This is a genomic window from Novosphingobium sp. UBA1939 (genome assembly GCF_002336885.1).
Classification (GTDB): Bacteria; Pseudomonadota; Alphaproteobacteria; order Sphingomonadales; family Sphingomonadaceae; genus Novosphingobium.
Genome location: NZ_DDFB01000125.1, coordinates 88,610 through 111,373 on the forward strand (window position 1 = coordinate 88,610; position 22,764 = coordinate 111,373).

Genomic DNA, 22,764 nt, shown 5'->3' on the forward strand with positions numbered 1-22,764 from the left:
CGTTCAAGCGCCAGCTCCCTCATCGTTTGACAGGAAGGCGCTGGCCAGATCGAGCCGGTCGAGCGCGGCACCAACCTTGTCGACCACCGACAGAAACACCGTCACGTCCTCGTCCGTCACGTCGGCCATGATCACGTCGCGCAGCCGGTCAAGCGCTTCCTCAAGCTGGAACACCAGCGCCTCGCCCTTGGCCGTGAGATGCAGCCGGCGCAGGCGCTTGTCCTCTTCGTCGATGTGGCGCGTCATCAGGTTCATCGCCACCAGCCGGTCCACCACGCGCACGAGCGCCGGCCCGCCGATCCCGCTGCGCTCGGCCAGCTCGTTCTGACTCAGCCCGCCGCCGGAGCGCCCCAGGTAGATCAGCGGCGCGCCCAGGGATTCGGACAGGCCGAACGGGCGCAACGCATAGTCCACCGCTCTCCGCCAATTGCGGGCAAAGGGCAGCAGGGAGCCGGTCAGGATGCGTCGCTGGTTCATGGGAAATCTCGCTCTCGGCAATTAGTTCGTTTGTAAACGAATTACAACGAGTCGGGCCGGCTGACGAGATGCAATGTGAAGACGGTCAGTTGCAGAAAACGCGCGTGAGGCGATGATCGCGGCCGAGGCCGCCCTTCCATCGGCGGGAAGAGTTGCTACGGCCGCTTCAGCCCGCCCGGGCGGAGCTGGCAGGAGCTGATATGACCACAACGCTGTTTACCGCGTCCGGCGTAAGGCTACGCTGCCGAGGCAGGCAGGCAGGCCTCCTCAACTGGCTGTTTCTGCCCGGTGGCCCGGGAATAGGTTCGGAAAGTCTCGAGGAACTGGCGTCGGCGCTCGACCTGCCGGGTGCCGTATGGCTGGTGGACCTGCCCGGCGATGGCTCCAACCGGAAACCTCCGGGCGCTCCGGCCGATCCCTATTCGGTATGGCCGCAGGTCCTGGTCGAGGCGGCGATGGCATTGCCGAACGTTGTCTTCGCGGGGCATTCCACCGGCGGCATGTATCTCCTCGCCACGCCGGAGCTTGAACAGCACATATGCGGTCTGGTGCTGCTCGACAGCGCGCCAGACGCGGCATGGCACGCAAGGTTCGTCGGGATGACGCAACGGAACCCCCTGCCCGCGGTGGAGGCAGCAACCGCCGTTTACGAGGCTGATCGCTGCGACGAGAACATCGCCGCCATCGCGGTCGCATCCGCTCCATGGAATTTCACCCCGTCCGCCATTCCCGCCGGACAAGAATTGCTTTCCCGCATGCCATACAACAGCGCCGCGGTTGAGTGGTCCGACGCTCACTTCGATCATACCTATCGCGCGGCATGGTGGCCCCGGACGCTGCCGGTGCTGGTACTCGCGGGTGCGGAAGACCGGATCGTCTGGCAAGGTGGCTGGGATTCCCCGCGTTATCGCGGCGCCAACGTCAGCCACGCCTCGATCCCGTCGGCAGGGCATTTCCCCTGGATCGATAACCCCGATGCCGTCACCGAAGCATTCGGCACTTTTGCGGCAAGGATGACGAAAACGGCCCACGACGATGCGCGGCCCCCTCACCCCTCCGGCAGCAGCAGACTGGAATCGCCGTAGCTGTAGAACCGGTATGCGTTAGCGATGGCATGGGCATAGGCCGCTTGCATCGTCTCCAGCCCCATCAGNNNNAGGCCGTCGATCGCGCGGAAGCGGTAACCGGGGGTGATGAAGATCGAGGTATCGCCCGCGAACGGGCGGATCACGTTGTCTTCGCCCGCCGCGCTTTCCAGCAGGCGCAGGCTGGTCGTGCCCACCGCGATTACCCGGCCGCCGGCGGCGCGCGCGCGGTTCAGGCGATCGGCGGTGTCCGCCTCGATCCGCCCCCATTCGGCGTGCATCCGGTGATCGGCCGTGTCTTCCGCCTTCACGGGCAGGAACGTTCCCGCGCCGACATGGAGCGTCAGCGTCTCGTGCGCGATGCCCGCCTGCGCCAGCGCGGCCATCAGCCCGTCGGTGAAATGCAGCGCCGCCGTGGGCGCGGCGACCGCGCCATCACGCGCGGCGAACATCGTCTGGTAATCGCGCCGGTCTTCCTCGTCGGTGGGCCGCTTGCCCGCGATATAGGGCGGCAGCGGCATTCGGCCAGCACGCTCCAGCAGCACCTCCACCGGCTCGTCTCCGGGGAAGAACAGGGTCCAGCTGCCGTCATCATGGCGCTGTTCGGCCGTGCCGGACACATCGGCGCCAAAATCGATGACATCCCCTTCGCGCAGACGCTTGGCATTGCGGACGAAGGCCTGCCAGCGGCGCAGGTCGATCCGCTTGTGCAGCGTCGCCCCTATCTTCGCTTCGCCGCGCCGTCCTTCGAGTTGGGCGGGGATCACGCGCGTATCGTTGAACACCAGCACGTCGCCCGCCCGCAGCAGGGCCGGCAGATCGCGCACGACATGGTCGGCCAGCGTGCCGTCACCCTTGGCCAGCAGCATCCGCGCCGCATCGCGCGGCCGCGCGGGACGCAGCGCTATCCGTTCGGGCGGCAGCTCGAAATCGAAGAGATCGACGCGCATCGCCCGAGGCAGCGGATCAGTTGGACTGCGAGTGGCTCAGCATGTCGGCCGTGATCGCCGGCGCGGCAACGGGCGCGGCAACGGCCGGCCGCGCCTTGTTGTCGGACGCGATCGAGGCCTGGACTACCTTGGTCGGATTCGACGGCGGTTCGCCGCGCTGGATCGTGTCGACGTATTCCATGCCGGAGATCACGCGACCGAAGTTGGTGTATTTGTGATCGAGGGCGAAACGCGGATAGAACACGATGAAGAACTGGCTGTTGGCCGAGTTCGGCTCGTTGGTGCGGGCCATCGATACGGTGCCGCGCAGATGCGGCGCATCGTTGAACTCCGCCTTGAGGTCCGGCAGCTTGGAACCGCCCTGCCCTGTGCCCGTCGGGTCACCGGTCTGCGCCATGAAGCCATCGATCACGCGGTGGAAGATGACCCCGTTGTAGAAGCCCTGCCGCGCCAGTTCCTTGACCCGCTCGACATGGTGCGGCGCCCACTGCGGCATCAGCCGGATCGCCACGCGGCCACCGTTCGACAAGTCCAGCAGCAGGATATTATCGGGATCGTCGTTCAGCGAGGTATCGACCGCGTACTGCATGGGCGGCGTGTCCGGCTTCACCGACAGTTGCTTCTTCTTGGCCATGGCGGGGGTGGCGAGAACCACGGCGCCAAGCGCGATCGAGGCAAGGAAGCGCGAAACCATCTGCAAGACCACCTTCAGCGTTCATCCGGGCAGAATAGAATGCGGGCCGGAAACCGCATCCGTGGCCGATAGGCCGGGCGCGCTGTCACTGCAATGAACGAATTGCAGTTCCGCACAGGACCAGCCCATCGGAACGGGGCGATCAATAGTCGCCCAGCCGGCCCGTCGTTTCGATGCGGGCGATCACATCGTCCCGGACATCGGGCGTCACGAAGTCGGAAATGTCGCCGCCAAACATGGCGATTTCCTTGACCAGCTTCGACGCGATCGGCTGGAGGCTCACGTCCGCCATCAGGAAGATCGTCTCGATCTGGTCGTTGAGCTGCTGGTTCATGCCGGCCATCTGGTATTCGTATTCGAAATCCGCCACGGCGCGCAGGCCGCGCACGATCACGGTGGCGCCCTGCCGTTCGGCGAACTTCATCAGCAGCGCGTTGAAACCCACCACGGAGACGTTCTCGATCCCCTGTGTCGCCATTTCGCGCTCGACCATGGCGATGCGTTCGTCCGGCGTGAACATGGGGTTCTTCGACGGATTGGTGGTCACCCCGATAATCAGCCGGTCGACCAGCTTGGCACCGCGACGGATGATGTCGAGATGCCCCAGCGTGATCGGATCGAACGTGCCGGGGTATACCCCGATCCTCTCCCCCATTTAATGATCCCTTTCGACGATGAAGCGCGCCACGGCACGAAGCACGTCCGCCTCCGGTCCGTAAGACGCAAGGTGCTGCACGGCTTGTTCGACCAGCATTTTCGCCTGTTCGCGCGCGCGCTCCACGCCCAGCAGCGAGACGAAGGTTTCCTTGCCGCGTTCCGCATCCTTGCGCAGCGCCTTGCCGGCCACCGCTTCATCGCCTTCGGTATCGAGCAGATCGTCCGCGATCTGGAAGGCCAGGCCGATATCGCGGGCATAGCCGCGCAGGTGCGTGCGCCCTTCCGGCGGAACGCGCCCGAGAATGGCCCCCATCTCGACACCGGCTGCCAGCAAAGCGCCGGTCTTCAACTGCTGGAGACGGGTAACCGTCGGCAGGTCGAAGCTGGCGGTTTCGGCGGCGATGTCCATCATCTGGCCACCGGCCATGCCGTTCGCGCCGCTCGCCATGGCCAGCGTGCGCACCAGTTCGATGCGCACGAACGGATCGCCGCTCATCGCGGGATCGGACAGCACTTCGAACGCAAAGACATGCAACCCATCGCCAGCAAGCACGGCAGTAGCCTCGTCGTAGGCGATATGCACCGTGGGCTTGCCGTGGCGGGTCGCGTCGTTATCCATGCACGGCAGATCGTCGTGGATCAGGGAATAGACGTGGACCGCTTCCAGCGCCGTCCCGGCACGCACCGCGCTGGCGCGATCGACGCCAAACATGCCCGCGGTGGCGGTCAGCAGCAGTGGCCGCAGCCGCTTGCCACCGCCAATCGCGGCATAGCGCATGGCCTCGATCAAGCGATCGCGCGGGTCGCCGGCCACGGCCAGCAGGGCGTCGAAGCTGGCGTCGATATCTTCGGCGATCTGCGCCAGCGCGGGCTTGAGCACAGCCATCGTGCCGCTTTCGTCGGCAGAGTTCTGTTTGGCGGCATCCTGGTCGGAAGTGGTCGTCATGCCGATGCTGCCTCGTCAAAGGGGCGGGTGCCGGTGGGGCGGCCGTCGCGATCGGTGACGATCGCCTCGATCCGTGCCTGCGCCGCATCGAGCCGGGCCTGGCAATGCGCGCGCAGCTTTTCGCCGCGCTCGTAAAGGTCCATCGATTCGTCGAGCGGTGCCTCACCGCTTTCGAGCCGGCGCACAACGTCTTCCAGCGCCTTCAGCGCCTCCTCGAAACTGAGCGACGCGATATCGGGATTAGTAGCCATCGCACCCAGCTTTGGCGGCGGGAACGGCACCGGTCAAGCTCGGAACGGGACTTGCCCGTCAAGGCAAATGTTTCGGCCGCACGGCAACCGCCACGGCAGGGCTAGCGAGACTCGCCGCGCGCCGCTAAGGGCCGCGCATGGCCGAAAGCACCGCACCGCAGATCACGCCCGATGTCGTCGCCGCGCACGGGTTGTCCGAGGATGAATACCAGCGCGTCCTGAAAGCGCTGGGGCGCGAGCCCAACCTCGTGGAACTGGGCATCTTCTCGGTGATGTGGTCCGAGCACTGCTCCTACAAGTCGAGCCGCCTCCACCTGAAGAAGCTGCCCACAGAAGCGCCATGGGTGATCTGCGGCCCCGGCGAGAACGCCGGCGTGATCGACATCGGCGACGGGCAGGCCGCCATCTTCAAGATGGAGAGCCACAACCACCCGAGCTACATCGAACCCTACCAGGGCGCGGCAACCGGCGTCGGTGGAATCCTGCGCGATGTGTTCACGATGGGCGCGCGGCCCATCGCCAACATGAACGCGCTGCGCTTCGGCCGCCCCGATCACCCGAAGATGAAGCATTTGGTGCAGGGCGTCGTCGCCGGCATCGGAGGCTATGGCAACTGCGTGGGCGTGCCGACGGTGGGCGGCGAAACCAATTTCCACAAGGCCTATGACGGCAACATCCTCGTCAACGCGATGACGGTGGGTGTGGCCGATACGGACAAGATCTTCTATTGCGCCGCGACGGGTCTGGGCAATCCGATCGTTTATGTCGGATCCAAGACCGGCCGCGACGGCATCCACGGCGCCACCATGGCCTCGGCCGATTTCGACGAGAAGTCGGAAGAAAAGCGCCCGACCGTGCAGGTGGGTGACCCCTTCACCGAAAAGCTGCTGATCGAGGCCTGTCTCGAATTGATGGCCACCGATGCCATCGTCGCCATTCAGGATATGGGCGCGGCGGGCCTCACCTCGTCCTCGGTCGAAATGGCCAGCAAGGGCGGCGCGGGCATTCGCCTCAACATGAATATGGTGCCCTGCCGCGAAGAGGGCATGACGCCCTATGAAATGATGCTCTCCGAAAGTCAGGAGCGCATGTTGATGGTGTTGAAGCCCGGCAAGGAAGCCATGGCCGAAGCCATCTTCAAGAAGTGGGAGCTGGACTTTGCCGTGATCGGCGAGGTGACCGACACCGGCCATATGGTGCTGGAGTTCAACGGCGAGGTGGTGTGCGACATCCCGCTCGATCCGCTGGCCGACGACGCGCCGCTCTATGACCGCCCCCACCTGCCCCGCGACGAATACAAGGCCTGGGCCAAGGTGCCCGCCATTGGCGCCCTGCCCGCTTCGGATGTGTCGGCAGATCTGCTCAAGCTGATCGGTTGCCCCGATCTGGCCTCGCGCCGCTGGATCTTCGAGCAGTATGACTCGCAGGTCGGTGGTGACACGCTGCAAAAGTCGGGCGGGGATGCCGCCGTGGTGCGCGTGCATGGCACGCAAAAGGCGCTGGCGATCAGCACCGACTGCTCGCCCCGCTATTGCTATGCCGATCCTTACGAAGGCGGCAAGCAGGCCGTGGCCGAAACATGGCGCAACATCTGCGCGGTGGGCGCCACACCGCTGGCCATCACCAACTGTCTCAACTTTGCCAACCCGCAGCGCCCCGAAATCATGGCGCAGATCGTGGGCTGCCTCGAAGGCATGGGCGATGCCTGCCGCGCGCTCGATTATCCGATCGTGAGCGGCAATGTCTCGCTCTACAACGAATCCAAGGCCACGGGCGGCGGTTCGGCCATTCTGCCCACCCCGGCGATCGGCGGCGTCGGCCTGATGCTGGACCATGAAAAGATGGTCACCGTCCGTTTCAAGGCACACGGCGACGGCATCTGGCTGGTCGGCGGCGAAGGCACGCACCTGGGCCAGTCGCTGTGGCTGCGCGAGATCCACGGGCGCGAGGAAGGCGCGCCGCCGCCGGTCGATCTGGCCGACGAGCGCGCCCATGGCGAACTCGTGCGCGAATGGATCAGCGACGGGCGCGTGACGGCGGTGCACGACGTGAGCGATGGCGGCCTGCTTGTCGCTCTGGCGGAAATGGCCATGGGCAGCGGCCTTGGCTGCACGCTCGACATCCCGCTTACCGCCGCATCGGCGTTCGGCGAGGACCAGGGGCGCTACATCGTGACGGCGCGGCCCGGCGTCATGCTGGAAGGGGCGGTTCGCATCGGCACGGTCGACGGCAGCACGGTCGCGGGCGTGGAAGTGAAAGCGCTGAAAGCCGCCAACGAGGCGTTCTTCCACGACTGGATGGAAGCCTGACCCTGACGGATTGCGAGCGCGGCCGGTTTGGGGCAATCAACCCGCCGGCCGCAGCATCGACCAGAATCGCGGCCCTCCGCCCGACACCGTCCACGTGTCGATGACCTCGAAACCAAGCCTGTTGTAGATGCCGATGTTTCCTTCGGTGGCGGTTTCGAGATAGCAATCCTCCGTCCGCCCAAAGCGATCGAGACCCGCGCGGATCGCGCCGCCGCCCAGCCCCTTGCCCTGCGCCGCCGGATCGCATCCGGCGATGTGCAGATACCAGAATCGCCCGCTTGGCATGTGGCTTTCGATCGCGTGCGACACCCGGATCGCGCGCGCCACCGCCGGGCCGAGCGCGGCCAGGAAGGCGGGCGCGCCCGCAACCGTTTCCATCAGCGGCACTTTCGTTCGGCCGGGCGCACGCCACAGTGTCGCCGCGCGGCAGCCTTGGTATGCGAAGACCGTCCCCGCTCGCGCGTCGCTGGCATAGAGCAGCCGGAACAGGTGCGGCATCCGGCGCGCGCGCACGGCGGCGTCGGGGAAGATGAACGCCATCGCCGGATCGACCGCAAAGGCGCGTGCCAGCATGGCGGCTACGGGATCACGTTCCGCAAGGCTTGCTTCCTGGAACATGGTCTGGGGCTGGACCGCGATCAGGCCGCCTGCTGGGCCGCCGCCAGCAGATCGTAGGGGTCGATTCCGGCCGCGCGCCACTTGGCATGCGCTTCGGGATAGTAGCGCGCCGCGCGAATGCCGAGCATCCGGCGGGCTTCGTCCAGCGGCATCGCCAGGACATCGCGGATCGGCATTTCGGCCAGCCGTGAACACGCCTTGCCCATCTTGTGCCCTTCGCGCACCGCGCGGAAGATCGGCACCTTGACCCGGCCGCGCCGCGAAATCTCCATGGCTCCGGCATAGCCGAGGAACAGGTGCGCCAGCGCCGGTTGCTGACCATAGGTGAACGCCAGCACGCACTGTTCGCCCAGCGCATCGCGCCCATAACCGGACAGCACGTGCATCAGATCGTGCGTATCGCGCAGGCGACGCATATACCAATCGACCTGATCGTCGAACCGCGAATTGGCCGGGCGGTACTTTTCCAGTTCGTCGACCAGCCCCTGCGCCGACAGCCCCTCGCGCTCCATGAAGTCGCAATAGACCTGCCCGACAGACCCCGCCGGCAGCCTGCGCAGCGCTTCATGATCGTCGAGAATCGTGACCAGCGACGGCTCGCTCGCCCGGATACGCTGACCGCGCTCCGTCGACAGGAACGCGCGCGCGGCATCGTAGACCCCGCGCCACGGCAGCGCCTCGAAGATGGGGAACACTTCGGCGGTGTTCTCCTTGTCCTTCACCAGTTCCCGGAAATGACGCCACGCCTTCGCGAAATCGTATCGCATTTTCGGGCGGCCGGGCAGCATGAACGGAAGATCGTTGGTCCCGCGCGTCGCGGTATCGGTCATCGAGGCGGTAGCGAGCGTAGCCATTCATGCACCTGCGAGTTACTTACACCACTGTCATTTAGCAATCTTGCCTCGCTATGGCAAATAGGTTTCAAATCGACTACCTAAATTCCGACAAAATACCGGGAGGGATCGATGAAGCAACGCTGGCAGGTGCTGCTTGGCATATCGCTGGGGCTCGTGGCGCTCGCGGCAGGCCTGCTGGCCGGGCGCTCCACCACGGAAGGCTGGCAGCTTGCCGCGCGCTGGACCGCACGCGCCGGCTTTCCGCTGCTGATCCTGACCTACAGCGCATCCTCGCTGGCACGGCTGTGGCCCGGCCCGGAAACGCGGGCGCTGCTGCGCGAACGGCGTTACTGGGGCCTTGGCTTCGCCGCCTGCCACATGATCCACCTGGCGGCGCTGATCACGTTCCTGCGCCTGTCGGGCACGCAACGGCCCTTGCCGACCCTGCTGGGCGGAGGTCTGGCCTACGTGCTCCTCATCGCCATGGCGCTGACCTCCGCCGACGCCGCGATGCGCCGGCTGGGCAAGGGATGGAAGCGGCTGCACACGTTCGGCATCCACTGGTTGTGGTTCATCTTCGCCTTTTCCTACGTGGGGCGCATCGCGCGGCCGGAAACGCGGATGATCGGGCTGATCGGCGGCGGCATCGCCATCGCCGCGCTGGGCCTGCGGATCGCGGCGCGGGTCAAGACCCGCCGCCCCGCTGCCCTCAGTCGTTGACCCATTCCTCGCGCGGGATGCCGAACAGCAGCAGGATCGCGGTGAGATCGCCGCGATCAATCCAGCCATCGGCCGCCGCGCGCGCCTTGGGCTTGGCGCGATAGGCAAGGCCCCAATGCGCCGCCTCGATCATCGGGATGTCGTTGGCACCGTCCCCGGTCGCGAGGCTAGTAGCCCCCTCGCCCAGCCGCGCGGTTTCCTCCAGCAGCACGGCTTTCTTCACGCCGCTGTCGGTAATCCCGCCGACAAGCCCGCCGGTCAGCGCGCCATCGCGGATTTCCAGCCTGTTCGCCACGACGCGCTCGAACCCAAGTTGTTCGGCCACGGGATCGGCGAAGCTGTGAAAGCCGCCCGTCACCAGCACGGTGTGGCATCCCCGCGCCTTGAGCGTGGATACCAGCGTGCGCGCGCCCGGCATCGGCGCGATCCGTTCGGCAAGGCACTGGTGGATCGCGGCTTCGGGCAGATCACGCAGCAAGCCCACGCGCTCACGCAAGGCGGCCTCGAAATCCAGTTCGCCCTGCATCGCGCGCTCGGTGATCGCCGCGATCTGGTCCTTGATCCCCGCGAAATCGGCCAGCTCGTCGATGCATTCGGCCTGGATCATCGTCGAATCCATGTCCGAGACGAACAGGCGCGGCGCCGCGATCGGGTGGAGCGACAGCAGCAGGTCGCTGTCCGGAAAGTGCGCGTCGAGAATGCGGCGGACCTCGGCCGGATCGCCCTCCAGCACTTCGAGTTCGAGCACCTCCTCGCACCCTTCGAGCATTCCCGCGCCGGCCACTTCCCAACCGCGTTCCTCGATCGCTTCCATCGCGCGCGCAAGATTGTCACCAAGCGTCTCAGGCTCTGCTATCAGGCGGGCGATGAGCACCGATAATTCCCTTTCATTCCACGATAACGGCCTGGACGCTGGCGAACGATCGCCGGCCAAGCCACGGCTGGCGCTCATTGCAGGGCCGACGGCCAGCGGCAAGAGCGATCTGGCGATAAAGCTGGCGCTGCACGAACGCGCACTGGGGCGCAAGGCCGTGGTCATCAATGCCGACAGCGCGCAGGTCTATCGCGATCTCGCCGTGCTGAGCGCGCGGCCGACCGAGCAGGAGATGCAGGGCATACCCCACCGCCTGTTCGGCGCGTGGGACGGCGCGGTGGCCTGCTCCGCCGCTGACTGGGCCGACGCGGCACGCGCGGAAATCGCGCAGGCCCATGCCGACGACGCCCTGCCGATCCTGGTGGGCGGAACCGGGCTTTACATCCGCACCCTGCTCGACGGGATCGCGCCCGTGCCACCGATCGATCCCGCCGTCCGCGCGGCGGTGCGCGCGATGCCGGTCGCGCAGGCGTGGGAAGCGCTGCGCGCCGAAGACCCCGAACGCGCGGCCCGGCTGGCCCCGGCCGATACCACGCGGGTCGCCCGCGCGCTGGAAGTGGTGCGCTCGACCGGCCGCCCGCTGGCCGCGTGGCAGGCCGAACGCAGCGGTGGCATCGGCGGCACGGTCACCCTGGCCCCCGTGATCCTGCTGCCCGATCGGCAGTGGCTTTATCACCGCTGCGACCTGCGCTTCCGCCGGATGTGGCAAGGCGGCGCGATCGAGGAAGTGCGGACGCTGCTCGCGCGCGGGCTGGACCCGGCCCTGCCCGTGATGCGCGCCATCGGCGTGCCGGAAATCGCGGCGTTCGTGCGCGGCGAAAGCGATGCCGAGTCGGCCATTGCGGCGGGACAACAAGCCACGCGAAACTACGTCAAACGGCAGTTCACCTGGCTGAAACACCAGAATCCGGCGGAATGGCCCCGCCTTGCGAACGAAAATTACCTTGACAGAGGCGATATAGCAGGATTATTTCAAACATAGCTGCTTGACATGGCATTTTATATCAAGTAGCAGGCCGTCAACTGCCCGACTTGCGTCGGGTGCCCGGAAGGGAGAGACGGCCCGGCGCAGCCAGCTCTGCGCCGGGCCATAATTTTTCGGCCGACAGTGTATTTCCGGCCCCGGTCGGAGCAAGTGCCGTCCTCTTCCGGGGATGGAAAAACGATACGTTGGATTGTTCGCAGAGTTGCAAGACAGGCGAAGCTGGAACCCAGATCGCCCAACAAGGGACGAAGTACCGTGAAAACCGAGCGCAGCGGCGCGGAAATCCTGGTCGAAAGCCTGGTCGCCAAGGGTGTCGAATTCGTGTTCGGCTATCCCGGCGGTGCGGTACTCCCGATCTATGACGCGCTGTTCGGCGATGAACGCATCCGCCATATCCTCGTCCGGCACGAAGCCGGCGCCGCCCATGCGGCCGAAGGCTATGCCCGCGCCACCGGCAAGCCCGGCGTGGTGCTGGTGACGTCCGGCCCCGGTGCGACCAACGCGGTCACCGGCATCGCCGACGCGTTCATGGATTCGATTCCGCTGGTCGTCATCACCGGCCAGGTCGCCACCGCGCTGATCGGCTCGGATGCCTTCCAGGAAGCCGACACCATCGGCATCACCCGGCACTGCACCAAGCACAACTATCTGGTGAAGGACCCTTCGCAGCTCGCAGCGACGATCGACGAAGCGTTCCGCATCGCCACCGAAGGCCGCCCCGGCCCGGTCGTGATCGACATTCCCAAGGACGTGCAGGTTGCCTCGGCCACGTGGACCGAGGTCGCGCCGCAGCAGCGCAACCGCTATGCCCCGCAAACCGAAGGCAACCGGCAGGACATCGCCGAGGCCATCGCGATGATCGCGGCCGCGGAAGCGCCGATCTTCTACACCGGCGGCGGCGTGATCAATTCCGGTCCCGAAGCCACGCGCCTGCTGCGCGAGCTTCAGGCGCTGACCGGCGCGCCCGTCACCTCCACGCTGATGGGCCTGGGCGCGTTTCCGGCCGATCATCCGGCGTGGCTTGGCATGCTGGGCATGCACGGCACGTACGAGGCCAATCTGGCGATGAACCGCGCCGACCTGATCGTCGCGGTCGGTGCGCGCTTCGATGATCGCGTCACCGGGCGCCTCGATGCCTTCGCGCCCAACAGCAAGAAGATCCACATCGACATCGACCGCGCCTCGATCAACAAGACAGTGCGCGTAGACCTGCCGGTCATCGGCGATTGCGGCAAGGTGCTGGCACAGCTGATCGAGGCCTGGAAGGCTGGCGGCCACCAGAAAGCGGACCTTCAGGAATGGTACGCCCGCATCGACGGCTGGCGCGCGCGCAAGAGCCTGTCCTATCCGAAGCGCAGCAAGGATATCATGCCGCAGTTCGCGATCGAGCGCCTCTATGCGCTGACCCGTGATCGCGATCCGATCATCGCCACCGAAGTGGGCCAGCACCAGATGTGGGCGGCGCAGTACTTCCACTTCATGAAGCCGAACAAGTGGCTGACCTCGGGCGGGCTCGGCACGATGGGCTATGGCCTGCCGGCCGCGATCGGCGCGCAAGTGGGCTTCCCCGATGCGCTGGTGATCGACGTGGCGGGCGATGCTTCGATCCAGATGAACATCCAGGAACTGGGCACCGCCACGCAATACCGCCTGCCGGTCAAGGTCTTCGTGCTCAACAACGAATGGATGGGCATGGTCCGCCAGTGGCAGGAACTGACCTATGAAAGCCGCTATTCCAACTCGTACTCCGACAGCCTTCCCGATTTCGTGAAGCTGGCCGAAGCCTATGGCTGGAAGGGCATCCGCATCGAGGACGAAAGCCAGCTCGACGCCGGCATCCAGGCGATGATCGACCATCCCGGCCCGGTCATCGTCGATTGCCTCGTTGCCAAGGAGGCGAACTGCTTCCCGATGATCCCGAGTGGCGCCGCGCATACCGAGATGCTGCTTTACGGCGATGCGGTGAGCGGCACGATGGACGATGAAGCCAAGGCGCTGGTCTGACGGCGCGGACCGACGATTGCGCCCAGAGGAAAACCTTACAGTGATGAAGATCAAGGAACAGGCGTCCGAACGCCACGTCCTGACCGTCATGGTCGACAACGAAGCAGGCATTCTTGCCAAGATCGCCGGCCTGTTCACCGCGCGCGGCTATAACATCGACAGCCTGACGGTGGCGGACATCACCGACGAGCACGACGTGAGCCGCATCACCATCGTGACGCACGGCCCGCCCGAAATCATCGACCAGATCCACGCCCAGCTGGAACGGCTGGTGCCGGTTCACAAGGTGACCGACCTGACCGAGGTGGGGCCTTACGTCGAACGCGAACTGGCACTGATCAAGGTGGCCGGCACCGGCGACGCGCGCGTGGAAGCGCTGCGGCTGGCCGACGTGTTCCGCGCCAAGGTGGTGGACACCACCACGCACAGCTTCGTGTTCGAACTGACCGGCACGCCGGACAAGATCAACACGTTCGTGGGCCTGATGCGCGAACTGGGGCTGGTCGAGGTCGGCCGCACCGGCATCGTCGGCATGATCCGGGGCGCGAACGCCGCCTGAACGTCAAACCGATCCTGCAACGGACATTCTGAAGAACTACGTCACCCCGGCTTGTTTCGGGGTCCATTTTTCCCGATAGGGCGGCGCTGAACGGCCCCGATGGATGCTGAACCCGCTTCAGCATGGCGAACTGGACGAGGGAAAGCACAATGAAGGTTTATTACGACGCCGATACCGACCTGAACCTGATCACGGGCAAGAAGATCGCCATCCTGGGCTATGGCAGCCAGGGCCACGCCCACGCGCAGAACTTGCGCGATTCGGGCGTGAAGGAAGTGGCCATCGCGCTGCGCCCCGGATCGGCCAGCGCCAAGAAGGCCGAAGCCGCCGGCTTCAAGGTTCTGGCGAACGCCGATGCCGCCGCTTGGGCCGACGTGCTCATGATCCTGGCACCGGACGAACACCAGGCCGCGATCTACGCCGCCGACCTGCACGCCAACCTGAAGCCCGGTGCAGCGCTCGCCTTCGCGCACGGCCTCAACATCCACTTCGGCCTGATCGAACCGCGCGCCGACATCGACGTGATCATGATCGCGCCCAAGGGCCCGGGGCACACCGTGCGCGGCGAATACGTGAAGGGTGGCGGCGTGCCGTGCCTTGTCGCCGTGCATCAGGACACCACCGGCAACGCGCACGACATCGCCCTCGCCTATGCCTCGGGCGTTGGCGGCGGCCGTTCGGGCATCATCGAAACCAACTTCCGCGAGGAATGCGAAACCGACCTGTTCGGTGAGCAGGCCGTGCTCTGCGGCGGCGCCACCGCGCTGGTCCAGGCCGGGTTCGAAACGCTGGTGGAAGCCGGCTACGCGCCGGAAATGGCGTACTTCGAATGCCTGCACGAACTGAAGCTGATCGTCGACCTGATGTACGAAGGCGGCATCGCCAACATGCGCTACTCGATCTCGAACACCGCCGANNCTGGCCGACATCCAGTCGGGCCGCTTCGTCAAGGACTTCGTGCTCGACAACCGCGCCGGGCAGCCCGAACTGAAGGCTTCGCGCATCGCCGCCAAGCGTCACCCGATCGAGGAAACCGGCGCCAAGCTGCGCGCGATGATGCCCTGGATCGGCGCCAACAAGCTGGTCGATCAGACCAAGAACTGATGGCGAGGCACCGGGGCGCCGCCGCTGGCGCGCCCCGGCCCTTCCGGGCTTCGGTGTGCTGCCAATGCACGTATCCCAAGGGTGCGGGCACGGTCCGCACCGTTTTTATTCCACAAACATCTCCTCCATTCGACGAATGGCAATGGACCAGTAACTTCTGTCTGATTATCTCCATTCTGGAGACATCACGAAGGATAACTATCCATGGTTCGCGCACTGGCCGTTTCGGGCGGGCTGGTCCTGTGCAGCGCTCTTGGCGGGTGCGATTCCAAGCCGTCGCAACAAGCCGAGGAATCGGGCGCGAAGGCTTATGAAGCCGTCGGCGCTTTCGAAGACGCTCCCCCAAGCGCGGGCAGCGAAACGGCGGAACTTGCCGCCCCCCTGCCCGCGGCCAGCTGTGGCGCGGAAAAGGTGCAGGGTGTTCTCGGCAAGCGCGAAACGCTCGATCTCCACCTGGCGGTGCGCAAGGCGGTCAACCACGAAGTGATCCGTTGGGTTCACCCGGGTAACGTCGTGACCGAGGATTTCGCGCCCGAGCGCCTGAACGTGATGGTCAACGAGAACGGCTTGGTGGTCTCCGCGCGCTGCGGCTGAACCGCGCGGTTTGTCCGTTCAGCGCATCTTGCCGAATGCGATCCGCAGTTCGCGTACGAACGCTTCGGGCTGCTCCCATGCCGCGAAGTGCCCGCCCTTCTCCATGTCTCCCCAGTGGACGAGTTTGCGATAATGCCGTTCCGCCCACTTGCGCGGCGTGGGCAAAATCTCCTTGGGAAACGCGCTGACCGCTACGGGCAGATCGATATCCTTTGCCGCGAAACTACCAAAACTTTCCCAGTACAGACGGGCGGAGGAAGCACCGGCCGCCGGCAGCCAGTACAGCATGATATTGTCCAGAATGGCGTCGCGATCGAGCGCGTCTTCGGCCCGTCCGGCATTGTCCGTCCACGCCCACATCTTCTCGTAGATCCAGCCAGCCAGCCCCACGGGCGAATCCACCAGTCCGTATCCCACCGTCTGCGGGCGGGTCTGCTGCTGCTTCGAATAGCCCGAATCCCAGTCCTGATAGTGCTGGAGCGCGGTCAGCGCGCGGACTTCGGCGGGCGAAGGCGCTGCCAGGTCCTCGGGTTGCGGCCGGGCGATCGGCATGTTGAGGTGGATACCGGCGCATCCCTCGACCTTCTGCAGCGCGATCGCGGTCGTCACCGCCGATCCCCAGTCGCCCCCTTGCGCGAACCAGCGCGCATAACCCAGCCCGCGCATCAGTTCACCCCAGGCCCGCCCGATCCTTTCGACGCCCCAGCCAGCCTGCGTCGGCTTGCCCGAAAAACCGAAGCCCGGCAGCGCGGGAATGACGACATGGAACGCATCCTCCGCCGTGCCGCCGTGCGCTTCAGGATCGGTCAGCGCCGCAATACAGTTGCGGAACTCCAGGATCGAGCCCGGCCAGCCGTGCGTCAGCACCAGCGGCGTGGCGTTTTCGTGACGCGAACGGACGTGCAGGAAGTGGATCGACAGTCCGTCGATCCGGGCGGTGAACTGGCCGGTCGCGTTCAGCCACGCCTCGCACCGGCGCCAGTCGTACTCTTCGCGCCAGTAGCGGACCAGTTCGCGCAACGCCGCCAGCGGCGTGCCCTGCGACCAGTCGTCCACCGTTTCCCGTTCGGCCCAGCGCGTCATGTCGATCCGCCGGTGAAGGTCGTCGATCTGCGTCTGCGGAACGTGGAGCGTGAACGGTTCGATCTGCATGTGCGCGGGTATCCTCTCCTGATCGCAGGTGCAGCCCGCACCCGTCTTTCGTGCGGCATTCATTCTGGACAAGCGCTTGCGAATTGACCATAGGCTTGTGCCATGATCGCTCGGCTGGACCTTACCCTTCGACTTATTCGCCCTTGGGCGTGAGCTGACGCGTCGGTCCCACGGCGTGCGCGGCGCCCAGGGGACAGCACACCGCACGTCACATTACAGAGCCACAAGGGCTCGCAAGCTCCGAGTTTTCCCGAGATGACCATGCTGAAAGACCCTTCGGTCAAGTACCGCCCGTTTCCGCAGATCGACCTGCCCAACCGCCAGTGGCCCAGCCGCACCATCACCAAGGCGCCGCGCTGGCTTTCCACCGACATGCGCGATGGCAACCAGTCGCTGATCGATCCGATGGATGCCGACAAGAAGCAGCGCTTCTTCGATCTGCTGGTGAAGGTGGGCCTCAAGGAAATCGAAGTCGGCTTCCCCAGCGCCGGCGCGACCGAGTACGATTTCATCCGCGGTCTGGTCGACGGCGGCCACATTCCCGATGACGTGTTCGTCCAGGTACTGACCCAATCGCGCGACGACCTGATCAAGACGTCGTTCGAAAGCCTGGCCGGGGCCAAGCAGGCGATCGTCCATGTCTATAACGCGGTATCGCCGTTGTGGCGCACCGTGGTGTTCGGCATGGAGCCCGCGCAGATCAAGGACATCGCCATCGCCGGGGCCAAGAACCTGCGCGATCAGGCCGCGCGCTTCCCGCAGACCGACTGGCATTTCGAATACAGCCCGGAAACCTTCTCCACCGCCGAACTCGATTTCAGCATCGCCTGCTGCGAGGCGGTGATGGACGTGCTGCGGCCCACGCCCGAAAAACCGATCATCCTCAACCTGCCGGCCACGGTGGAAGCGGCAACGCCGAACATCTACGCCGATCAGATCGAATATTTCTGCCGCAATCTGCCGAACCGCGAGAGTGCGGTGATCTCGCTGCACACCCACAACGATCGCGGCACCGGTGTCGCGGCCGCCGAACTGGGCCTGATGGCCGGCGCCGATCGCGTGGAAGGTTGCCTGTTCGGCAATGGCGAGCGCACCGGCAACTGCTGCCTCGTCACCGTCGCACTCAACTTGTACACGCAGGGCGTTGATCCGGAACTGGATTTCTCGGACATCGACCAGGTGATCCAGACGGTCGAATATTGCAATCAACTGCCCGTGCCGGCCCGCCATCCCTATGGCGGCGAACTGGTGTTCACGGCCTTTTCCGGATCGCACCAGGATGCGATCAAGAAGGGCTTTGCCGCGCAGGAAGCGCGCAACGACCAACTCTGGGCCGTGCCTTACCTGCCGATCGACCCCGCCGATCTCGGCCGCAGCTACGAAGCGGTGATCCGCGTCAACTCGCAATCCGGCAAGGGCGGCTTCGCCTGGGTGCTGGAACAGGACCAGGGCCTCAAGCTGCCCAAGAAGATGCAGGCGCACTTCAGCCGGCACGTGCAGGAACTGGCGGATGAAGTTGGCCGCGAACTGCAGGCAGGCGACATCTGGGACGTGTTCCGCAAGGTCTATCGCCTTGAGTCCCCGCAGCACTTCCAGCTTGTCGACTATGAGGAATCGCGCGCGCCCGATGGCACCCGCGTGTTCGCCGGCAAGATCGAGATCGACGGCCAGATCCAGACCGTCAGCGGGCGCGGCAACGGCCTCATTTCCTCGGTGGTGGCTACGCTGCGCGAGGGGTTCGGCGTGGACATCGAGATTCGCGATTATTCCGAACACGCCATGGGCAGCGGCACCAATGCGCGCGCAGCGGCCTATGTCGAATGCGCGCTGCCCGACGGGCGCGTGATCTGGGGTGTGGGCATCGACGAGGACGTGGCCACGGCCAGCGTCCGCGCCATTCTCAGCGCGGCCAACACCGCGCGCTGATAGCGTTTCACCGATCGGTTAAAATTCCGAGGGCATCCCCCTTGCCGCTCTTGCTTCTTGTGTGGCCTGCTCCATAGTTCGGTGCAGGCCCGCAAGAGGCCGTGCATTTGGGAGCCGACATGCCTGAAGCGATTCTGGAACCTGATCTTCCGATCATCGACCCGCACCATCACCTGTGGGATCTGTCGCCGCTTCTGGCCGCCTTTCCGGAACCGCATCACCCGTTCATCCAGGCGGCGGCGCTTTCCCCGCTCTACGTGTTCGATCATCTGCGCGCCGATGCGCAGAGCGGGCATCGCGTGGTAGGCACCGTCTATATGGAATGCGGCGCGTTCTATCGCGCCGACGCCCGCGCAGACTTGCGCCCCGTGGGCGAAGTGGAATTCGTCAACGGCGTCGCCGCGCAAAGTGCCAGTGGCATTTATGGCGATCTGCGCGCCTGCGCCGCGATCATCGGCCACGCCGACCTGACGCTGGGCGATGCGGCGCAACCCGTGCTCGAAGCGCTTGCGGCAGCCGGCAACGGCCGCTTTCGCGGCATCCGCCACCAGGGGGCGTGGGATGCCGACCCCGAGGTGCTCGGGCCGCCGTTCCACGCCCCGCCCGGCCTGCTCGCCAGCGATGCCTTCCGCGCCGGTTTCCGCCACCTCGCCCCGATGGGGCTGACGTTCGATGCCTGGGTGCTGGAACCGCAATTGCAGGACGTGATCGATCTGGCGCGCGCCTTTCCCGATACCACCATCGTGCTCGATCACTGCGGCACGCCGCTCAACATTGCCAGCTATCGCGGCAAGCTGCCGGACCGGTTCGATACCTGGCGGTCGGCCATCCGCACGCTGGCCGAATGCCCGAACGTGTCGATCAAGCTCGGCGGCCTTGCCATGGCCTTCTGCGGGATGCCCGAGGAAGGGCCGGCCAAGGGCTTCTCTTCGATCGCGCTCGCCGCGATGTGGCGGCCCTATATCGAAACCTGCATCGATGCGTTCGGGCCGCACCGCGCCATGTTCGAAAGCAACTTCCCGGTCGACAAATGGGGCGCTGACTACGTGACTCTCTGGAACGCGTTCAAGCGCCTGTCCGCCGGCGCTTCGGCGGCGGAAAAGCGCGCGCTCTTTGCCGGAACCGCCGCGCGGGTTTACGGGATCGAAGACGTCCTGCCGACCGGCTGAACGCCACGCCCGCGCGAACCTTTGACTTGACGCGCGCGACTGCATATGCAGCCGTTAATCGATCGATTAAACGAATTGCGAGAGAGCTGATCCATGCCGTTGCCCGCCCTGTTCCAGAACCTGCGCCTCCCCGTCATCGCTTCGCCGCTGTTCATCATTTCCGGGCCGGAGCTGGTGATCGCCCAGTGCAAGGCGGGCGTCGTCGGCAGCTTCCCCTCGCTCAACGCCCGGCCGATCAGCCAGCTTGACGAATGGCTGCACCAGATCACCGAGGAACTCGCCGCGCACAACCGCGCCCATCCCGATCGCCTGGCCGCTCCGTTCGCGGTGAATCAGATCGTCCACCGCACCAACAACCGCCTCGATGAAGACATGGCGTTGTGTGAGAAGTGGCAGGTGCCGATGCTCATCACCTCGCTCGGCGCGCGCGAGGACGTCTATCAGGCGGCGCACCGCTGGGGCGGCATCGTGCTGCATGACGTCATCAACGACATGTTCGCGCGCAAGGCGATCGAAAAGGGCGCGGACGGGCTGATCCCGGTGGCGGCCGGCGCGGGCGGCCACGCCGGCGCGCAGTCCCCCTTTGCGCTGGTGCGCGAAATCCGCAGCTGGTTCGATGGCCTGATCGCGCTGTCGGGCGCCATCGCCCACGGCAATTCGGTGCTGGCAGCGCAGGCGCTGGGCGCCGACTTCGCCTATATCGGCTCCGCGTGGATCGCCACGCACGAAGCACGCGCGATCGATGCCTACAAGCAGGCCATCGTCGACAGTTCGGCCAGCGACATCGTCTATTCCAACCTGTTCACCGGCGTTCACGGCAACTATCTGCGCAGCTCGATCCAGAACGCCGGCCTCGATCCCGACAACCTGCCTGTCAGCGATCCGTCGAAGATGAACTTCGGTTCGGGCGGGAACACCGACGCCAAGGCATGGAAGGATATCTGGGGTTCGGGCCAGGGCATCGGCGCGGTCAAGGCCGTCGAATCCGTGGCCGAGCGCGTCGCCAGGCTGGAACAGCAATACAAGGCGGCGGCCAGCGCCTTGGCGGCGAACACCGCACCATTCCTGTCCTGACTTTCACGCGGCGGTCCCGCTCCACAGGAAATCGGCCATCCTGTCGAGGTGGCTGAAATCCAGAGCGGGATCGCGGCGGTTGAGTGGCGCCCCGCGCCATCGCGCGGGATCCAGCAGACGGCGACGCAACGCGCGCTGCAGCAGGTCGAAACGCATAAGCGCCTCGATATCCGCCCGGTCGCCATGCCGGGCACGCACCTTGCGCCAATGGAACTCGATCTGGCCGGCCCGGTCGACCACCACCTCGTTATAGCGCCGGTGCGGCCCGCGATGCAGCGGGAGGCCGATCCTTTGCGCGGCACGTTCGGTCGCAGGCAATAGCAAGCCGTTGCGGCGGAAATCCTCGAAGCCGAGCCGGTCCGATCCCAGATACCGGATCATACCCTCCAGCGAGCGCTGCCCCAGCAACTGGCGGGGCAGAAGATGGTGCCGCTGAAGGCCGGGCGCATAGCCGGGAAGGCCCGGTGAATTGACCAGCCGGAACGGCAATGCCGGACGCGTCAGCGGCACCGCACCAGGAGCTTGTCGCTGCCATCGGGCTCGATGCGCACCGCGCCGCCGCCTGGCAGCAAGGCATCGCAAGGCCCGTCCACGCGCCCATGCGCGACCAGCCAGTCCGTGAGCCGCACCGCCACGCGTGCATCCTGATCGGCCGAAACGCCAGGCCGCGGACGCAACGCGAACTCCTGCCCTGTCAGGAACGCCAGCCCCTCGCTGGCAATGCCGCCATCCCGCCCCCGGTGCAGCGCCGTCAATGCCAGAGCGGGGAACGGCCCCCCCGCAAGCCACGCGCCGCAAGCCTCGGTGAACCACGCCGGCGACATGACCGTGCGGGCGGGACACCATGCCACCGCCCGCAATCCCGGCAGGGTGGTCAAATCGATAAGCAGGTCCGCCATTACCCGAAGCACAGGCAACAACCGTCCGGCACCCGCCAGGTGCGGCGACGGAAGGAGATCGACGGCGTACAGTGCATCTACGTCCAGGTCTTGCGGCAGCTCCACCCGATGCACCAACCCGTCAATATGGAGCGCCTGGGCTGGGGATAAATGCCCCATGTCGAAGGTCAGCCCCTCGTGCAGCAGTTCCACGATGCCGGCATGCTCATCGGACCAGTTGGAAACGGAAAAACGCCCGTGCAGTGCCGAGATATCCGCGATCTGCCCCGCGTCGGGCCGTGCTTCCGGGTCGAACAGCAGCGCGGCAAGCCGGCTTTGGCCCTTCGTTCGCTCACCCGTCAATGCCTGCTCTCCCGCACACCCTGCACCAAAGCGATGGTATCACCGCACCACGGCGGGTCCATCCCGACTTAGGACCGACTTGGACAGCATCGCGGCAGGGCAGCGGCCTTCAGAATATCCCCATCTCCAGCCCCCGTGACAGCGCTTCTCCCAGCGCCCCGGCCGCTTCGAGGTGTTCGGGCGGCACGGTCTTCAACGCCTGGATGCGTTCCGGCGTCTGCGCATCGAGCAGGACAGTGATAGGATCGGCCACGCGGCGCAGCCGCCAGCCGGTGGCGATCCGGTCGATCTGCCGCCGCGCGCCTTCCCCGTCCGATCCGGCGGCGATGATCGTGGCATAGGGCCGCCCCTCGATCCGGCCCAGCAGCGGGTAATAGGCGCAATCGAAAAACTCCTTCATCGCGCCGGTCATCGCCCCCAGATTTTCCGGGCAACAGAACAGATAGCCGCCGGCATCCAGCAGCATGTCGGGCACGGCGTCGGCTGCGGCGATCAGACGAACCGGCCCGCCGCGCGACGCGCCGCCATACGCGGCGTGC

The 22,764-nt window shown here is 65.7% G+C and carries 23 protein-coding genes and 1 pseudogene; 11 read left to right on the plus strand and 13 right to left on the minus strand.

Going from position 1 to position 22,764, the window contains the following annotated elements; genetic code table 11:
• Positions 1-3: 3 nt before the first annotated feature.
• Positions 4-477: a MarR family winged helix-turn-helix transcriptional regulator gene (locus B3547_RS16625; RefSeq protein WP_292964802.1), complete on the minus strand. Its 474-nt coding sequence runs from the start codon at positions 475-477 to the stop codon at positions 4-6.
• Between the two features lie 152 nt (positions 478-629).
• Between B3547_RS16625 and B3547_RS16630 the strand changes: the two genes are divergently transcribed.
• Positions 630-1,562 (plus strand): alpha/beta fold hydrolase, encoded by a 933-nt coding sequence (locus tag B3547_RS16630; protein WP_292964804.1) that lies wholly within the window; start codon positions 630-632, stop codon positions 1,560-1,562.
• Here B3547_RS16630 and queA read toward each other — a convergent pair.
• From queA to B3547_RS16655, 5 genes are all read right to left on the minus strand, one after another.
• On the minus strand, positions 1,526-2,512 hold the full coding sequence (gene queA / locus B3547_RS16635; protein WP_292964806.1) for a tRNA preQ1(34) S-adenosylmethionine ribosyltransferase-isomerase QueA: 987 nt from the start codon (positions 2,510-2,512) through the stop codon (positions 1,526-1,528). The two genes, B3547_RS16630 and queA, sit on opposite strands and share 37 nt — an antisense overlap.
• A gap of 16 nt (positions 2,513-2,528) precedes the next feature.
• Complete coding sequence (locus B3547_RS16640; protein ID WP_125956254.1) at positions 2,529-3,206, minus strand: peptidylprolyl isomerase; 678 nt, start codon at positions 3,204-3,206, stop codon at positions 2,529-2,531.
• 142 nt (positions 3,207-3,348) lie between these two features.
• A complete protein-coding gene (gene coaD / locus B3547_RS16645) occupies positions 3,349-3,861 on the minus strand; it encodes a pantetheine-phosphate adenylyltransferase (RefSeq protein WP_124809108.1) in 513 nt (170 codons plus the stop codon).
• On the minus strand, positions 3,862-4,749 hold the full coding sequence (locus B3547_RS16650) for a polyprenyl synthetase family protein (protein ID WP_292964844.1): 888 nt from the start codon (positions 4,747-4,749) through the stop codon (positions 3,862-3,864).
• Positions 4,750-4,805: 56 nt separating this feature from the next.
• On the minus strand, positions 4,806-5,060 hold the full coding sequence (locus tag B3547_RS16655; RefSeq protein WP_124809109.1) for an exodeoxyribonuclease VII small subunit: 255 nt from the start codon (positions 5,058-5,060) through the stop codon (positions 4,806-4,808).
• A gap of 137 nt (positions 5,061-5,197) precedes the next feature.
• Here B3547_RS16655 and purL point away from each other — a divergent pair, with 137 nt between their 5' ends.
• A complete protein-coding gene (gene purL / locus B3547_RS16660; RefSeq protein ID WP_292964809.1) occupies positions 5,198-7,369 on the plus strand; it encodes a phosphoribosylformylglycinamidine synthase subunit PurL in 2,172 nt (723 codons plus the stop codon).
• Between the two features lie 36 nt (positions 7,370-7,405).
• Here purL and B3547_RS16665 read toward each other — a convergent pair whose 3' ends face one another.
• A complete protein-coding gene (locus B3547_RS16665) occupies positions 7,406-7,987 on the minus strand; it encodes a GNAT family N-acetyltransferase (protein ID WP_292964811.1) in 582 nt (193 codons plus the stop codon).
• Between the two features lie 20 nt (positions 7,988-8,007).
• Positions 8,008-8,841: a ubiquinone biosynthesis protein COQ4 gene (locus B3547_RS16670; protein WP_255504634.1), complete on the minus strand. Its 834-nt coding sequence runs from the start codon at positions 8,839-8,841 to the stop codon at positions 8,008-8,010.
• A 111-nt stretch (positions 8,842-8,952) separates the two neighbouring features.
• Between B3547_RS16670 and B3547_RS16675 the strand changes: the two genes are divergently transcribed.
• Complete coding sequence (locus tag B3547_RS16675; RefSeq protein WP_292964813.1) at positions 8,953-9,543, plus strand: hypothetical protein; 591 nt, start codon at positions 8,953-8,955, stop codon at positions 9,541-9,543.
• Here the strand turns inward: B3547_RS16675 and serB are convergent.
• Positions 9,533-10,417, minus strand: a complete 885-nt coding sequence (serB, locus tag B3547_RS16680; protein ID WP_292964815.1) for a phosphoserine phosphatase SerB — start codon at positions 10,415-10,417, stop codon at positions 9,533-9,535. The two genes, B3547_RS16675 and serB, sit on opposite strands and share 11 nt — an antisense overlap.
• On the opposite strand from serB, the gene miaA reads away from it, so the two are divergent.
• The 5 genes and pseudogenes from miaA to B3547_RS16705 all read left to right on the plus strand — a co-directional run bounded on the left by miaA (position 10,410) and on the right by B3547_RS16705 (position 15,663).
• Positions 10,410-11,399: a tRNA (adenosine(37)-N6)-dimethylallyltransferase MiaA gene (miaA, locus tag B3547_RS16685; RefSeq protein ID WP_292964817.1), complete on the plus strand. Its 990-nt coding sequence runs from the start codon at positions 10,410-10,412 to the stop codon at positions 11,397-11,399. The genes serB and miaA overlap by 8 nt on opposite strands.
• 258 nt (positions 11,400-11,657) lie before the next feature.
• The gene (locus B3547_RS16690) at positions 11,658-13,406 is read left to right on the plus strand and encodes an acetolactate synthase 3 large subunit (RefSeq protein ID WP_194917637.1); all 1,749 of its coding nucleotides are present in this window, start codon (positions 11,658-11,660) and stop codon (positions 13,404-13,406) included.
• Between the two features lie 43 nt (positions 13,407-13,449).
• Positions 13,450-13,965, plus strand: coding sequence for an acetolactate synthase small subunit (gene ilvN, locus B3547_RS16695; RefSeq protein WP_124809189.1), 516 nt, complete (start codon positions 13,450-13,452; stop codon positions 13,963-13,965).
• A gap of 149 nt (positions 13,966-14,114) precedes the next feature.
• A pseudogene (ilvC, locus tag B3547_RS16700) lies at positions 14,115-15,069 on the plus strand (ketol-acid reductoisomerase).
• Between the two features lie 204 nt (positions 15,070-15,273).
• Positions 15,274-15,663: an I78 family peptidase inhibitor gene (locus tag B3547_RS16705; protein WP_292964820.1), complete on the plus strand. Its 390-nt coding sequence runs from the start codon at positions 15,274-15,276 to the stop codon at positions 15,661-15,663.
• A gap of 18 nt (positions 15,664-15,681) precedes the next feature.
• On the opposite strand, the gene B3547_RS16710 is transcribed toward B3547_RS16705, so the two are convergent.
• The gene (locus B3547_RS16710) at positions 15,682-16,815 is read right to left on the minus strand and encodes an epoxide hydrolase family protein (protein ID WP_292964822.1); all 1,134 of its coding nucleotides are present in this window, start codon (positions 16,813-16,815) and stop codon (positions 15,682-15,684) included.
• A 255-nt stretch (positions 16,816-17,070) separates the two neighbouring features.
• On the opposite strand from B3547_RS16710, the gene leuA reads away from it, so the two are divergent.
• The 3 genes from leuA to B3547_RS16725 all read left to right on the plus strand — a co-directional run bounded on the left by leuA (position 17,071) and on the right by B3547_RS16725 (position 20,984).
• The gene (gene leuA, locus B3547_RS16715; RefSeq protein WP_124809119.1) at positions 17,071-18,741 is read left to right on the plus strand and encodes a 2-isopropylmalate synthase; all 1,671 of its coding nucleotides are present in this window, start codon (positions 17,071-17,073) and stop codon (positions 18,739-18,741) included.
• Positions 18,742-18,860: 119 nt separating this feature from the next.
• On the plus strand, positions 18,861-19,910 hold the full coding sequence (locus B3547_RS16720) for an amidohydrolase family protein (RefSeq protein ID WP_194917644.1): 1,050 nt from the start codon (positions 18,861-18,863) through the stop codon (positions 19,908-19,910).
• Between the two features lie 93 nt (positions 19,911-20,003).
• Complete coding sequence (locus tag B3547_RS16725; protein WP_292964826.1) at positions 20,004-20,984, plus strand: NAD(P)H-dependent flavin oxidoreductase; 981 nt, start codon at positions 20,004-20,006, stop codon at positions 20,982-20,984.
• Positions 20,985-20,987: 3 nt separating this feature from the next.
• Here the strand turns inward: B3547_RS16725 and B3547_RS16730 are convergent, their stop codons facing one another.
• The 3 genes from B3547_RS16730 to B3547_RS16740 form a co-directional block, all read right to left on the minus strand.
• A complete protein-coding gene (locus B3547_RS16730; RefSeq protein ID WP_233497801.1) occupies positions 20,988-21,494 on the minus strand; it encodes an AHH domain-containing protein in 507 nt (168 codons plus the stop codon).
• Positions 21,485-22,225, minus strand: coding sequence for a hypothetical protein (locus B3547_RS16735; RefSeq protein ID WP_125956275.1), 741 nt, complete (start codon positions 22,223-22,225; stop codon positions 21,485-21,487). Before B3547_RS16735 ends, B3547_RS16730 begins: the two co-directional genes overlap by 10 nt.
• Positions 22,226-22,334: 109 nt before the next feature.
• A partial coding sequence (locus tag B3547_RS16740; RefSeq protein WP_414690572.1) for an NAD(P)H-dependent oxidoreductase occupies positions 22,335-22,764 on the minus strand: 430 nt, incomplete at its 5' end.

What these genes read in the sequence shown, in the direction of transcription:
- B3547_RS16625 (WP_292964802.1), bottom strand. Translation starts at nt 477, where the DNA reads ATGAACCAGCGACGCATCCTGACCGGCTCCCTGCTGCCCTTTGCCCGC.
- B3547_RS16640 (WP_125956254.1), bottom strand. Translation starts at nt 3,206, where the DNA reads ATGGTTTCGCGCTTCCTTGCCTCGATCGCGCTTGGCGCCGTGGTTCTC.
- coaD (WP_124809108.1), bottom strand. Translation starts at nt 3,861, where the DNA reads ATGGGGGAGAGGATCGGGGTATACCCCGGCACGTTCGATCCGATCACG.
- B3547_RS16650 (WP_292964844.1), bottom strand. Translation starts at nt 4,749, where the DNA reads ATGGCTGTGCTCAAGCCCGCGCTGGCGCAGATCGCCGAAGATATCGAC.
- B3547_RS16655 (WP_124809109.1), bottom strand. Translation starts at nt 5,060, where the DNA reads ATGGCTACTAATCCCGATATCGCGTCGCTCAGTTTCGAGGAGGCGCTG.
- purL (WP_292964809.1), top strand. Translation starts at nt 5,198, where the DNA reads ATGGCCGAAAGCACCGCACCGCAGATCACGCCCGATGTCGTCGCCGCG.
- B3547_RS16665 (WP_292964811.1), bottom strand. Translation starts at nt 7,987, where the DNA reads ATGTTCCAGGAAGCAAGCCTTGCGGAACGTGATCCCGTAGCCGCCATG.
- B3547_RS16670 (WP_255504634.1), bottom strand. Translation starts at nt 8,841, where the DNA reads ATGGCTACGCTCGCTACCGCCTCGATGACCGATACCGCGACGCGCGGG.
- B3547_RS16675 (WP_292964813.1), top strand. Translation starts at nt 8,953, where the DNA reads ATGAAGCAACGCTGGCAGGTGCTGCTTGGCATATCGCTGGGGCTCGTG.
- miaA (WP_292964817.1), top strand. Translation starts at nt 10,410, where the DNA reads ATGAGCACCGATAATTCCCTTTCATTCCACGATAACGGCCTGGACGCT.
- ilvN (WP_124809189.1), top strand. Translation starts at nt 13,450, where the DNA reads ATGAAGATCAAGGAACAGGCGTCCGAACGCCACGTCCTGACCGTCATG.
- B3547_RS16705 (WP_292964820.1), top strand. Translation starts at nt 15,274, where the DNA reads ATGGTTCGCGCACTGGCCGTTTCGGGCGGGCTGGTCCTGTGCAGCGCT.
- B3547_RS16710 (WP_292964822.1), bottom strand. Translation starts at nt 16,815, where the DNA reads ATGCAGATCGAACCGTTCACGCTCCACGTTCCGCAGACGCAGATCGAC.
- leuA (WP_124809119.1), top strand. Translation starts at nt 17,071, where the DNA reads ATGACCATGCTGAAAGACCCTTCGGTCAAGTACCGCCCGTTTCCGCAG.
- B3547_RS16720 (WP_194917644.1), top strand. Translation starts at nt 18,861, where the DNA reads ATGCCTGAAGCGATTCTGGAACCTGATCTTCCGATCATCGACCCGCAC.
- B3547_RS16725 (WP_292964826.1), top strand. Translation starts at nt 20,004, where the DNA reads ATGCCGTTGCCCGCCCTGTTCCAGAACCTGCGCCTCCCCGTCATCGCT.